The organism is Bradyrhizobium sp. CIR18 (assembly GCF_014198295.1).
Classification (GTDB): domain Bacteria; phylum Pseudomonadota; class Alphaproteobacteria; order Rhizobiales; family Xanthobacteraceae; genus Bradyrhizobium.
Genome location: NZ_JACIHF010000003.1, coordinates 44,794 through 57,212, shown reverse-complemented (window position 1 = coordinate 57,212; position 12,419 = coordinate 44,794). Strand labels below are relative to the sequence as shown.

Sequence of the window (12,419 nt, the reverse complement as noted above, 5' to 3'; positions counted from 1 at the left end):
TGACAACAGATGGGCGTCGGCTGCGTTCCGGCCAGTGCGGGCGTCGAAACGACGCAGTATCGCGACGTCCGATTCGCGCGCGTTAACGCACATCGTGAGATTTATTGTCGCATCATCGGCATTGATCGCATTGCTGCCATCACTTGGCCGCGAACGAGGCGAGCACGTCGTCGCTGGTGACGATGCGCGCGAACTCGCCGTTGAGGTTCGACAACGTCATTGCATGGATTTGCTCGGCGGAATGCTTGTCGCCGTCGGGCCCGACGCGGTCGAACGTCCATGTCGCATCGCGCACGAGGTGCGCGTCGAACCCGAGATTGCCGGCCATCCGCGTCGTCGTCTCCACGCAATGATTGGTGGTGGCGCCGCAGATCACGAGCGTGCCGATGCCGGCCGCGCGCAGGCGCTGTTCCAGGTCGGTGCCGATGAAGGCGCTGTTGACGCGCTTGACGATGACAGTCTCGCCCGGCTGCTCGCGCGCCTCGTCCTTGACGGCGTAGCCGGAACGCGATGGCAGAAACGATGAATTCGGCTTGGTGCCTTCATGGCGGATATGAAAGATCGGCGCGCCGCGCGCTCTGAATGCCTGCAACAGACCGGCGATCCGCGCCACCGCATCCGGATTGTTGCGCCGCTGTCCCGCCGCCTCCCATTCGTCGAACGCGCGCTGGACGTCGACGACGATGAGAGCGGGGAGGGAGCGAGGCATGGAGGTGCTTTCGGTTTCTATTGCTGAGTCAATTATGCGAGGCGAAGACGACGACGGGCAATGTCAATCTTCCCTCGTTTCGAGCCCCCTAGCCCGGATGTGGATTGGGAAAGCCGTGGCGTTCGGAGAGCGCCGCGAGGAACGCGTCCTTGCATGGCCGCCTTGCTGAGGATCAAGGCGGCAAGGGCTGGCCGGCCTAGTGTCGAGGCACCAAATGGTTGGGAATCGATGAGATGCGAGAGGACGCCATGCCGGGGCCGACGAGTCAACCGGACGGACTTGCCGGGATCAGGACGCTGCCGGAGCTGCTGCACTGGCGCGTCAAGGCGACGCCGGCGGCGGAGGCTTACCGCCATTTCGATGCGACCGCGCAGCGCTGGGTCAGCCAGTCCTGGCGCGAGATCGATGCGGGATTCGAGCTGTGGCGGCGCGCGCTCGCCGCGGAGGAGTTCGCGCCGGGCGAACGCGTCGCCATCCTGATGCCGAACGGCATTGCGCATATCGCCATGGATCAGGCGGCGCTGTCGCGCGGCCTCGTGCCGGTGCCGATGCATGCCGTCGACAACCCCGACAGCATCGCCTACGTCCTCGTCGATTCCGGTGCGCTGCTCCTGTTCGTCGATACACTGGAGCGCTGGCAGGCGATCGTGGCGACCGGCCAGCCGCTCGACCATCTCAAGCGCGTCGTCTGTGCGGACGCAGGCGGGCTCATCACGCCGGACGCGCGCATCGTCGGGCTCGACCACTGGCTCGCACAAGCAGCCGGCGCGACCGCGCCGCTGCCCGATGTCGTGATCCAGCCGGACGATCTCGCCGCCATCGTCTACACCTCGGGCACGACCGGGCGGCCAAAGGGCGTGATGCTGTCGCACGGCAATGTCGTCGCCAATGTGAAGGCGATCGCGCGCCGCATCAAAGCCGAACCGCACGACGTCTTCCTGTCCTTCCTGCCGCTCTCGCACACCTTCGAGCGCACCGGCGGCTATTACTATCCGATCGCGGCCGGCGCCTGCGTCGCCTATGCCCGCTCGGTGCCGCAACTCTCGGAGGATCTGAAGCGTGTGCGGCCGACGGTGCTGGTCTCGGTGCCGCGGATCTACGAGCGCATCTACGCGCTGATCATGCAGCATCGCGCATCAGCTGGAAGTATCGAACGCGCGCTGCTCGACCTCACCATAGCCGTCGGCGGGCGCCGTTTCGATGCACGGCAGCGGCATGGCGTGCCGTCGCTGCTGGACCGGCTGGCCTGGCCGCTGCTCAAGCGGCTCGTCGCCGATAAGGTGCTGGCGCGGCTCGGCGGCCGCCTGCGCGTCGCGGTCTCGGGCGGGGCGCCGATCGCGCAGCCCGTCATTCGCCTGTTTCTCGCGCTCGGGCTCGACGTCCTCCAGGGCTACGGCATGACGGAGACCTCGCCGGTGGTGTCCGTCAACACCATCGATGACAATGATCCGCACTCGGTCGGCCACGTCCTCGACGGCGTCGAGGTGAGGCTAGGCGAGAACGACGAATTGCTGGTGCGCGGCCCCAGTGTGATGCTCGGCTATTGGCACAAGCCGGACGAGACGCGCCGCGTCAAGGACGCCGACGGCTGGCTGCACACCGGCGACCAGGCCCGCATCGAGAACGGGCGTATCACCATCACCGGCCGCATCAAGGACATCCTGGTCACGTCGACCGGCGAGAAGATCGCGCCGGTGGATCTGGAGACCGCGATCCTCGCCGATCCCCTGTTCGAGCAGGCGCTGGTGGTCGGCGAGCAGCGGCCGTTCCTTACCGCGCTGGTCGTGCTGAATGCCAAGGCCTGGGTGCAGGAGAAGGAACGGTTAGCTGCCAGCGGCAAGCAAGGCGGCGCGGCGGAACGGGCCGCTCTGCTGGCCAGGATCGCTGCGGCCGTGAAGGCCTATCCGTCCTACGCGACACCGCGCGCGGTGTGGTGGACGCTGGATCCGTGGACCATCGCGAGCGGCCTGCTCACGCCGACGCTGAAGAACAAGCGGCCCGCGCTCGAACGCCGCTTCGCGGACGAGATCGAGCACGTCTATGCGAAGAAGCCCGCGGCGATAACGCCGACGTGATTTCGTCTCCTCCCCCGCTTGATCCAGCGCAACTTCGGCCGCTGCCTCGCGATGCAATGTCGCTCGTGAATTCGAACGGCAGTCGAGGCAAGTCATGAAGGCGTATTTCATCGGCGGTGGCATTGGGTCGCTCGCGGGCGCGGCGTTCCTGATCCGCGACGCGCAACAGGCCGGGCGCTACATCGTGATCTATGAGGCACAGCCGCTGGTCGGCGGCAGCCTCGACGGCGCGCTGCTCGCGAACGGCGCCTATTCGCTGCGCGGCGGACGCATGCTGACCACCGACCATTACGAATGCACCTGGGATCTGCTCTCCAGCATCCCTTCGCTCGAGCATCCCGGCCGCAGCGTGCGCGACGAGACCATCGCGTTCAACCTGGAGAACCCGGCGCACTCGCAGGCGCGGCTGGTCGATCGCAACCGTTTCAAGGTCGACGTCTCGCATATGGGCTTTTCCGCGCGCGACCGGCTCGAGCTGTTGCGGCTCACCGAGGCTTCGGAGGAGACGCTCGGCAACAGCCGCATCACCGACTGGCTCTCGCCAAAATTCTTCGAGTCCAATTTCTGGTACATGTGGCAGACCACCTTCGCGTTCCAGCCCTGGCACAGCGCGGTCGAGCTGAAGCGCTATCTGCACCGCTTCATGAACGAGTTTCCGCGCATCGAGACGCTCGCCGGCGTCAAGCGCACCGTCTACAATCAATATGATGCGATCGTGCGGCCGCTTGCCGACTGGCTGAAGCGGCAGGGCGTGCAATTCGTGCGCGGGACCCGCGTCACCGACATGGCGATCGAGAGCGAGGACGGACGGTTGCGGGTGCGCCAGCTCGTGCTCGATCGCGACGGCCGCATCGCCAATGTCCGGCTCGAGGACGGCGATCTCGTGTTTTTCCAGAATGGCTCGATGACGGACGCCTCGAGCCTCGGCACCATGACCGAGCCGCCGCCGCATCTGACCAAGAAAGACAGCCAGGGCTGGGCGCTGTGGGAGACGATCGCGAAGGAGCGTCCCGAATTCGGCAATCCCGCCGCGTTCAACAGCTCGGTCCCTGAATCCTATTGGCTGTCCTTCACCGTCACCTGCCGCGATCCACTCTTCTTCGAGAAGATGGAGGCGTTCTCCGGCAACAGGGCGGGCACCGGCGGCCTCGTCACGTTCAGGGATTCCAACTGGCTGATGTCGGTCGTGCTCTATCACCAGCCGCATTTCTCAGGGCAACCGAACAATTTGCAGGTGTTCTGGGGCTATGCGCTACATCCCGACCGCGTCGGCAATTTCGTTGCCAAGCCGATGTCCGATTGCGGCGGCGCGGAGATCCTGAAGGAGCTGTGCGGTCATTTGAATTTCGATGTGAGCGTGTTCGCGGATGCGATCTGCGTTCCCTGCCGCATGCCTTACATCACCAGCATGTTCATGCCGCGCAACCTGGCCGACCGGCCGCTGCCGGTGCCGAAGAATTCGGTCAACCTCGCTTTCGTCAGCCAGTTCGTCGAAATCCCCGACGACGTCGTGTTCACGGTCGAGTATTCGGTGCGCGCGGCGCAGATGGCGGTCTATCAGCTCATGAAGATCGATCGCGCGGTACCGCCGGTCACGCGTCACGACAAATCGCTCGCGGTGATCTTCGCAACGCTGGAAAAGGCGTTCGCGTGACGGCTGGCCAGCGTCGCTGGCGCCTGCGATAGGAGCTATCGCAACGCTGCCAGCGGCAAGCTAACGTGAAAGACGGCGCCGCCTGACGGCGCGTTCTCTGCCCAGATGCGCCCGCCATGCGCCTCGACGATGGTATGGGCGATCGAGAGGCCGATGCCCATGCCTTGCGTCTTGGTCGTGAAGAACGGCTCGAAGATCTCCGTCATCTTCTCCGCCAGGATCCCGTCGCCGGCATCGGCGACCGAGACGAGGGCCACATTACCGTCGGCAAGACTGGTTCGGCCGATGACGCGGCGCCGCTTGTCCGGGAGATGCGCCACGGCATCGATGCCGTTCACGACGAGATTCAGGATGGCCTGCTGGAGCTGAACCTTATCGCCCTTAACGCGGATATCCGCGGATGAGGGTTCGGTCATGAGTTCGACGTCGTGGGTCAGGGCCTGCACGGAGAGGAATCGAAACACCTCGCCAACCATCGCATTGAGATCGAGCTCGCGCCGTTCGGTCGGGTCTCGCTTCAGAAACGAGCGCAGCCGGCTGATGACGTCGGCGGCCCGCTGATCGTCCCGGCGAATGTGGTCCAATAAGTCCCCGATCTCGCCGAGGTCGGGCACCGGATTCCGCAAGATCTGCTGGGCCGTCTCGGCATTGATCAGGATGGCGGCGAGCGGCTGGTTCAGCTCGTGGGCGAGCGAGGCGGACATCTCACCCGCGGTGGCGCGGCGATTCATGTGGGCGAGCTCCGACATGCGTTGCCGCGCCTCGACCTCGGCCACGAAGCGCAAGCGGCGCTCGCGCAGCAGAATGGCGATCATCAGCGCCTGCACCAGAACGACACTGGCGACAATGGTGGCGTGCCAGTGATACCTCTCCCAGAAGGTTGGTTCACGGAAACGCACCTCGCTGCCGGGAGGCAGATGGGCCTCGTCCACGTTCCAGCGTTTCAGCTCCCGCCAGTCGAAGATCGGCTTCACGTTATTCCCGCCGAAGGGGACGATGCTCGACGGGGCCTCGCCGCCGAGAATCCGCATGGCGACCTCGCCGGCTTCCCGTCCGATCATTTCGGGCAGCAGCAGGAAGCCGCCCACGCCCGAGCGCCCGAGGAACGTATCGGACGTGATGATGATCGGGCGGTTGGCGCTCTCGGCGATGCGTGCGAGCGCGGCGGCCGGGGAATAATAGGTGCCTTCGCCGTCGGAATACATCGCCGAGGTCAAGATCGCGGAGCGGGCGGGCAGGGACGCGACGTGAGCGCGGACCTCGCGCAGCACCGCGCCCGACAGATCGGTGACTTCGAGGTCGGGCATTGCCGCCGCGAAGTCCTGCTTCCAGTGTCCGTATGTCAGCGGATTCTTCCAGGCCTCGCCGACGAGAACGACCCGGTTGAGGTCGGGAACGACAGCGCGGGCTGCGGTCAGCAGCTGCGCCGGTCTCACCCGTGTGAAGACGGTCGTCGTGTTGGGCAGGAACAGCGCGCGCGTCTCGGGCAGATCGGGCACGAAGCCGTAGACGACCGGTGCATCTGGCCAGATCTCCTGCTTGCGCTTCCGAAGGAATTTCGCCGATGAAACTCCGATCGAAACGATGACGTCGATCGGCTGCTGCGCATATTTGGTCTTGAAGTGACCGACCAGGCTCTCTTCGTAGTCCGGTCCCGGGAAGCGGGCGAGATCGAGGCTCTCGCCGTAGGTCACCGTGTGACTCGTCCCGTTCGGCTTCGCGACGGCGCGGATGCCGGCAAATATCTCGGAATAGAAGGGCGAGCGAAAATCAGCCTCTTCCAGAACCAGGATCGAACGCTGCCGCTTGCCGTCGGCCGCGATGCATTCACGCGACAGGCTTGCGAGGAGGAAGATGAACAGGATGCGCATGAGCCCGGTGATCATACGCATTGCCGGGCTCTCGGCCCCGCCTCCAGTTGCAATCGGGCCTCCTCGGTGAGGACGCGCGCGAGAGCATACAAGCCGGACCTGGAGTTTCAAACGGAAGGATGCGCCTTCACTTCGCTGACACGGCAGGCGAGACGAAGTGCCGCTACTTGAACGGATCCTGGATCGAGGGCAGCGATTGCCGGATGCGGCGCACGCTCACCGGCGTACCGTCGGAGACGAACAGCAGTTCATATTGCCGGCCCTCACTGTCGGTGGCGGAGCAAGTGACGTCGGTCACCTTCCTGGCGGCGAAATTGCCGGTCTGGCGGCAGAGGCCGGTGGAGGTCTGCTCGGCCGGCACCGGCAGGCCGTCGACCCTGGGCCGGTCCTTGGAGTTGAGCAGCATGCGGTCGATCGGCAGCTCGTAGGAATTGTCGTCGGCGCGCTTGCCGTTCTCGCCGGAGAACGACACGACGTGGCTGTCGTCGGAGGGATCGTCGACCGCGACCGCGAAATTGACCCGGCCCTTGTCGCCGTGGGCGTAGGCCACCGTCTTGCAGGCGAAGGTGCGCCCGGCAACCTTGAAGGTCTTGCAGTGGCCGGACATCAGCGCCAGCAGGTCGATGAAGGCATTCTGCGGCGCCGGCGGGTTGTTGACCGGGATCGGCTTGGAAGTTTCGGCAAAACAAGGACTTGCCAACGCGGCAAGGGTCGCGGCGAAGACTAGCGTGGCGGCCGGAAGCGGTCGGCAGAGGCGCATCGGAAGGCTCACGTGCCAGGGAACCACGGTCGGGTTCCGCACCATAACGATCGAACCGCAAATTGGTTGCGATCGCGTTTGTCCTGCAAGTCCCGTAAGGAATACCACCGCGCCACCCCCGACGGCGTCCACATCGCCCAAACCGTCCCGCAGGCACTTGCCGTCAGGCCGGTGTTTTTTTCGTGGCGGAACTCAGGCCATTGCCGCCTGCCAGCGCGCATCGCGAAGCGAAGGTCGGCGGTGCAGGCGGGCATCCAGCACGGCGCGGGCGCGGGCGAGCTCGCCGCTGCGCATCAGAGCGACGATGTAGGTGTCCTCGACCAGCTCGCGCTGGGCATGGCTGCCGCCGATCCGTACGACCTCGCCGAGGACCGGCGCCAGCGTTTGCACGCATGAGGCGTAATCCTCATCCGCAAAGGCCGCCAGCGCGCGGAAGATCGCCGGCACCACGAGGCCGGCCGGCAGCTTGCCCTCGGCGAGGCGCTGCTCGATGGCCGCAAGGCGCGTGGTGAGCGCCGCGTGATTCTGCGTCGCTGCCGCGAACAGCGCCATGTGGACATCGGCGAAGGACAGGCTCGACTTCGGAAACAGCTTTTGCGCGCTGGCGTCGGCGTCGAGCCACAGCTCCCTCGGCACGGAATGGCCGTAAGCCGACAGGCGCCACAGCAGCGAGGCGGCATCGGTGATGACGTTGAGCGGCGGCGCCTGCGTGACTGATGGCTGAAGCACGTCGGCATAGATCGCGAGCGCGCGAGCCGCATCACCATGCTCGAGCGCGCCGAGCGCCTGGTGCCAGCTGATATGGCCGTGCAGAATTCCGGCGCGGTCGTAAGAGGGGATCCAGTCGTCGACGAGGCGGTCGGCCGCCTCGATCGAACCGTCCTCAAACATTGCATGCAGCACCGCGTGTGCGGCGTGGGCATTCTGACGGCGTAAATTGAAGCCGCGCTCGGTCATGGCGCGACCGCGTGCGACGTCGCCGTTCTCGGTCATCGCCCAGCCGGCCATGGTCAGGAACCACCAATCCTCGCCATAATGCTGCGCAAGCCGCTCGCACAGCTCATGCCGCGCGCGGTCGTGGTCGGCCATGCCGGAGAAGGCGAACAGGCCGAACGCGCCGAGCGGCAGCGACAGCACCAATGCATCGGGCGGCCAGCTCTCGATATGCCTCAGCGTCGATGCGATCGCCTCCGGCAGCCGGCCTTCGATCGCCAGCGCCAGCGTCTCGACATGCGAGCGCTCGCGCTCGGTGCCGCGCTTTGCGACCAGCTCGCGTGCTAGCGCCGCTTTTTGCCGGGCCAGATCGCCCTGCTGGTAGAAGGCGTGCACGCGCGCGCGGGCGATATGGGGAAGCGCGAAATCCGGATCGGCCGCGATCGCGCGCTCCAGCATCTCCGCCATGCCGGTCCAGCCCGCGAGCATGAGGTCGACACCTTCGCGATAGGCGGATGCAGCCGCATCGGATGTGGTGGAGAGCGGCAGGCCGTAGCGGTCTTCGTGCGGCATCGTCGTCTCCCGGTTTCACGCCGTCCGCGCGCGGCGGCCTTCGATCGGGTAGGCGGGATCGTTGTAGCCCGGCGTCGAGGGGTGGCCCGGCACGACCAGCCGGTCGATCAGCGCCTCGTCATCCCCAGTGAAGCGGTAGTCGAGCGCGCTGATGTAGCCGTCCCATTGCTCCTCGGTGCGGGGACCTGCGACGATCGAGGAGACGAAGGCGGAGTTGAGCACCCAGGCAACCGCGAACTGGCCGGCGGCGGTGCCCTTTTTCTCGGCGTGAGTCTTGATCTCCTGCGCAAGCTGGAGCGATTCCGGCCGCCATTCGGTCTGCATCATGCGGGTGTCGTTGCGGCCCGCGCGCGTCTCCTTGTCGGGCGCGGCATCCGGCTTGTATTTGCCGGTGAGCACGCCGCGCGCCAGCGGGCTGTAGGGCACGATGCCGAGACCGTAATAGGAGCAGGCCGGAAAGTGCTCGACCTCGGGCATGCGATTCATCGCATTGTAATAGGGCTGGCTCACCGCGGGACGGTCGATGCCGAGCCGGTCGCAGATGTTGCAGATCTCGGCAACGCGCCAGGCGCGGTAGTTCGAGACGCCGAAATAGCGCACCTTGCCGGCGCGGATCAAATCGCCCATCGCGCGCACCGTCTCCTCCAGCGGTGTCGAATGGTCTTCCTTGTGCAGATAGTAGATGTCGATGTGGTCGGTGCCGAGCCGCGCTAAGCTTTCGTCTGCGGCCTGCAGCACCCAGCGCCGTGACAGGCCGCCGCGATTGGGATCGTCGCCCATGGGGTTGGCGAGTTTGGTGGCGAGCACCCAGGCGTGACGGTTGCCCGCGATCGCGCGGCCGACCACCTCCTCGGAGCCGCCCTTCGAGTAAGCGTCGGCGGTGTCGATGAAGTTGATACCGGCGCCGCGCGCCTTGTCGATGATCCGCTTTGACGTGGCTTCATCGGTGGGGCCACCGAACATCATGGTGCCCAGACAGATCGGCGACACTTTCAGGCCGCTGCGGCCGAGCTGACGGTATTGCATGGGCGGGTCCTCGATATCTTTATGGAGATCAGCATAGCCAGCTACAGTCGTCATTGCGAGCGCAGCGAAGCAATCCAGAGATGCGTCCGCGGATAGATGCTGGATTGCTTCGTCGCAAGAGCTCGTCGCAATGACGCGTGGCGGAAATTGCCCGCCATACTCACAACTGTCATCGCCCGACTTGATCGGGCGATCCAGTATTCCAGAGACGGCTATGGTTGAGCCGAGAGGCTGCGGCGTACTGGGTCGCCCGGTCAAGCCGGGCGACGACGGCGGCGTGTGTGGAGGGCTGCGGGGGCAGCCCGACGGCGCGCTAACCCGGCCCCTTCAAAATCTTGAACACGCCGTTCGCCATCACGATGCAGCGACCATCCACCGTCACTTCCGTGCTCATGAAGATCAGGCTGCGGGTCGAGCGCACGACGCGCGGGCGGGAGATCAGGATGTCGCCGATCTGGCCGGCCTCGACGAAGTGGGTGTCGAGCTGCACCGTCGCCATGAACTCCTTGCCGGAGACATAGCGGGCGGTCATGCCGCAGGTGCGGTCGGCAAAGGTCATCATCACGCCGCCCTGGACCATGCCGCGGCGGTTGTGGTGCTTGTCTTCGGTGGCAAGCGCGAACTCGTAGTGGCCGTCGACCTTGCGCTCCCACAAGGGGCCGATCAGATGCAGGAAGCCCGTGGTCTCCAGGATGCTCCAGCCGTCTGATTTCAGCCTTGCGGCCGCCTTGTTGGTCATGTCGTCGTCCATTCCGGTGCGGGCCTTGCGATCTCGTTTCATCGGGGCCGGACGTGGTGTAGTCAAGCATCATGAGACCGTTCGATGATGCCACACGGCGGAATATCGCGAATGCCTGCGCGGCCTTCATGCGGCTGCCGGCGGGTGAAGTGCCGACGACGCTGAAGCGTGCCGCGGTGTCAGTTGTGCTGACCGCGAGCGAGGGCGATGACACCGCATTCCTGCTCACGCTGCGCGCATCGCACCTGCGCGCCCATCGCGGCCAATGGGCGCTGCCGGGCGGCCGCTGCGATGCCGGCGAGACGCCGGTCGAGGCGGCGCTGCGCGAGCTCGACGAGGAGCTTGGCCTCCGCCTCACCGGCGCGCAGGTGCTCGGTACGCTCGACGATTATCCGACCCGCTCCGGCTATCTGATCACGCCCGTCGTGGTTTGGGCCGCCGACAGTGCCGCGATCAGGCCGAACCCGGACGAGGTGGCTTCGGTCCATCGCATTGCGCTCGACACCATCGAGCGCGATGACGCCTTTGATTTCGTCGCGATTCCCGAAAGCGCGCGTCGCGTGATCCGTTTCCATCATCAGGAAAGCCTGATCCACGCGCCGACCGCGGCCCTGATCTACCAGTTCCGCGAGGTGCTTGCGGGCCGGCATACCCGCGTGGCGGAGCTGGAACAACCGGTGTTCGCCTGGAAGTGACGATGGTAAACGGCGCGTTAACGTGACGGTTACCGGATGCCTGCTAAGAGGGCAGCATGCATCATTCGATTCGAAACAGCCTCTCTCGAAATCGCCTTGCGCTGGTTCCACTCGCACTCGTCCTGCTCGCGCCCGCCGCGCGTGGCGGCGAGATCGACGCGCTGCCGCCTGCCGTCCGCGATGCCAACGCCCAGTTGCTGTCGCAATTCTTCGCGCAAGGCGGCGCGTCCCCGGCGGTGCTCGAATATCGCCGCAAGCTCGCAGAATATCAGGCGGCGCGCGCGGCCTTCGACGCCGAGGCCGGCGCCTATTGGAGCCAGATCTCCGAGAAGCGGAAAGGCCGCAATGCCAAGCGGCGCAGCGGGCAGCAGGTGACGCTCGACGACTACGTGCTGGAGCATCCGCCGCTCTATAACGGGCCGAAGAAGCCGGTGAATCCGGAGCCCGAGGAAACGCCGGACCGCCCCCCCAGAAAACCGATTCCCGTGGTTGCCGATTTCCTGCGCGCGGCGCAGGAGCTCTACCAGTTCACGCCGCAGCGCCCGGCGAGCGAGATCGAATTCAAGCGCGCCTATGCGCGCTATGCGCTCGCCTCCGGGCTGACGCGCGAGCAGGCCGTGCGGGTCTATTCGTTCGAGACCGGCGGCACCGGCAGCCACGACGTGCAGGCGGGAATCGAGCATGGCGGCAAGCGCGCGATCTCGACCGCGATGGGCTACAACCAGCTCCTGACCACCAACAGCGTCGAGCTGCTGGCCGAGCAGGGCCACGAACTCATTCGCGCGCTCTCCGAGAAGGTGGCGCGGACATCAGGACCGGCGCGCCAGTCGCTCGAGCACAAGCTCGTCGTGCTGAAGAAAATGGTGGCGCATGCGAAGTCGGTGCCCGATACCTGGTCGGAGCACGAGAAGATCGGCAACACCGCGCAGGGCTGGGCCATGCACGCGATGGTGCTCGACATCGACGTCGGTCCGATGCTGCAGACCCACAAGCTCCTGACTTCGGTGCTGTTCGCCCGCGCCAAGGGCTACACCCGTCCGCTGACCGCGGCCGAGCTCGAGATGATGAACCTCACCGGCGACGGCACCGGCCTCGACATGGTGACGATGCCGCAGGCGATGCGCGAGCAGGTGCCGACCTCGAACTTCTTCCAGCGCGGCGGCTACGAGCGCAACCCGGTCGCGATCCGCCACAACACGGTGGCCAAGCTGCTGGCGGTGACGGACGATCGGATGGATTCGAACAGCAGCAAACCCGGCGCAAGGGAATTGGCGGGCGCGTTTTAGGGAGCTGGCGAGCTGCCGTAGGGTGGGCAAAGCGACTTGTCCGCCATAGCTCGAAGAGCGGCGGCGCAAGCGTGCCCACGCACCTTTCGCGATAGGGA

9 protein-coding genes and 1 pseudogene are annotated in these 12,419 nt (G+C 65.7%); 4 read left to right on the top strand and 6 right to left on the bottom strand.

The genetic code is table 11. The features are described 5' to 3' along the window. Positions 1-139 precede the first annotated feature (139 nt). Positions 140-709: a cysteine hydrolase family protein gene (locus tag GGD65_RS13195; RefSeq protein ID WP_183235543.1), complete on the bottom strand. Its 570-nt coding sequence runs from the start codon at positions 707-709 to the stop codon at positions 140-142. Positions 710-957: 248 nt separating this feature from the next. Between GGD65_RS13195 and GGD65_RS13190 the strand changes: the two genes are divergently transcribed. Together GGD65_RS13190 and GGD65_RS13185 are read left to right on the top strand one after the other, a co-directional pair. Continuing rightward, positions 958-2,784, top strand: coding sequence for a long-chain fatty acid--CoA ligase (locus GGD65_RS13190; protein WP_183235542.1), 1,827 nt, complete (start codon positions 958-960; stop codon positions 2,782-2,784). Between the two features lie 64 nt (positions 2,785-2,848). Continuing rightward, positions 2,849-4,438, top strand: a pseudogene (locus GGD65_RS13185) (oleate hydratase); the annotation flags it as partial. Between the two features lie 35 nt (positions 4,439-4,473). Here GGD65_RS13185 and GGD65_RS13180 read toward each other — a convergent pair. From GGD65_RS13180 to GGD65_RS13160, 5 genes are all read right to left on the bottom strand, one after another. Beyond that, complete coding sequence (locus GGD65_RS13180; RefSeq protein ID WP_183235540.1) at positions 4,474-6,330, bottom strand: ATP-binding protein; 1,857 nt, start codon at positions 6,328-6,330, stop codon at positions 4,474-4,476. A gap of 142 nt (positions 6,331-6,472) precedes the next feature. Then, positions 6,473-7,069 (bottom strand): hypothetical protein, encoded by a 597-nt coding sequence (locus GGD65_RS13175; RefSeq protein WP_183235539.1) that lies wholly within the window; start codon positions 7,067-7,069, stop codon positions 6,473-6,475. A gap of 192 nt (positions 7,070-7,261) precedes the next feature. After that, entirely contained in the window at positions 7,262-8,575 is a 1,314-nt protein-coding gene (locus GGD65_RS13170; protein WP_183235538.1) for a tetratricopeptide repeat protein, read from the bottom strand. A gap of 15 nt (positions 8,576-8,590) precedes the next feature. Beyond that, complete coding sequence (locus tag GGD65_RS13165; RefSeq protein ID WP_183235537.1) at positions 8,591-9,601, bottom strand: aldo/keto reductase; 1,011 nt, start codon at positions 9,599-9,601, stop codon at positions 8,591-8,593. A gap of 313 nt (positions 9,602-9,914) precedes the next feature. Then, the gene (locus GGD65_RS13160; RefSeq protein WP_063986737.1) at positions 9,915-10,340 is read right to left on the bottom strand and encodes a PaaI family thioesterase; all 426 of its coding nucleotides are present in this window, start codon (positions 10,338-10,340) and stop codon (positions 9,915-9,917) included. Between the two features lie 68 nt (positions 10,341-10,408). On the opposite strand from GGD65_RS13160, the gene GGD65_RS13155 reads away from it, so the two are divergent. Together GGD65_RS13155 and GGD65_RS13150 are read left to right on the top strand one after the other, a co-directional pair. Then, positions 10,409-11,035 (top strand): NUDIX hydrolase, encoded by a 627-nt coding sequence (locus GGD65_RS13155; protein WP_409333965.1) that lies wholly within the window; start codon positions 10,409-10,411, stop codon positions 11,033-11,035. A gap of 56 nt (positions 11,036-11,091) precedes the next feature. Next, entirely contained in the window at positions 11,092-12,321 is a 1,230-nt protein-coding gene (locus GGD65_RS13150; RefSeq protein ID WP_179738396.1) for a hypothetical protein, read from the top strand. Positions 12,322-12,419 lie beyond the last annotated feature (98 nt).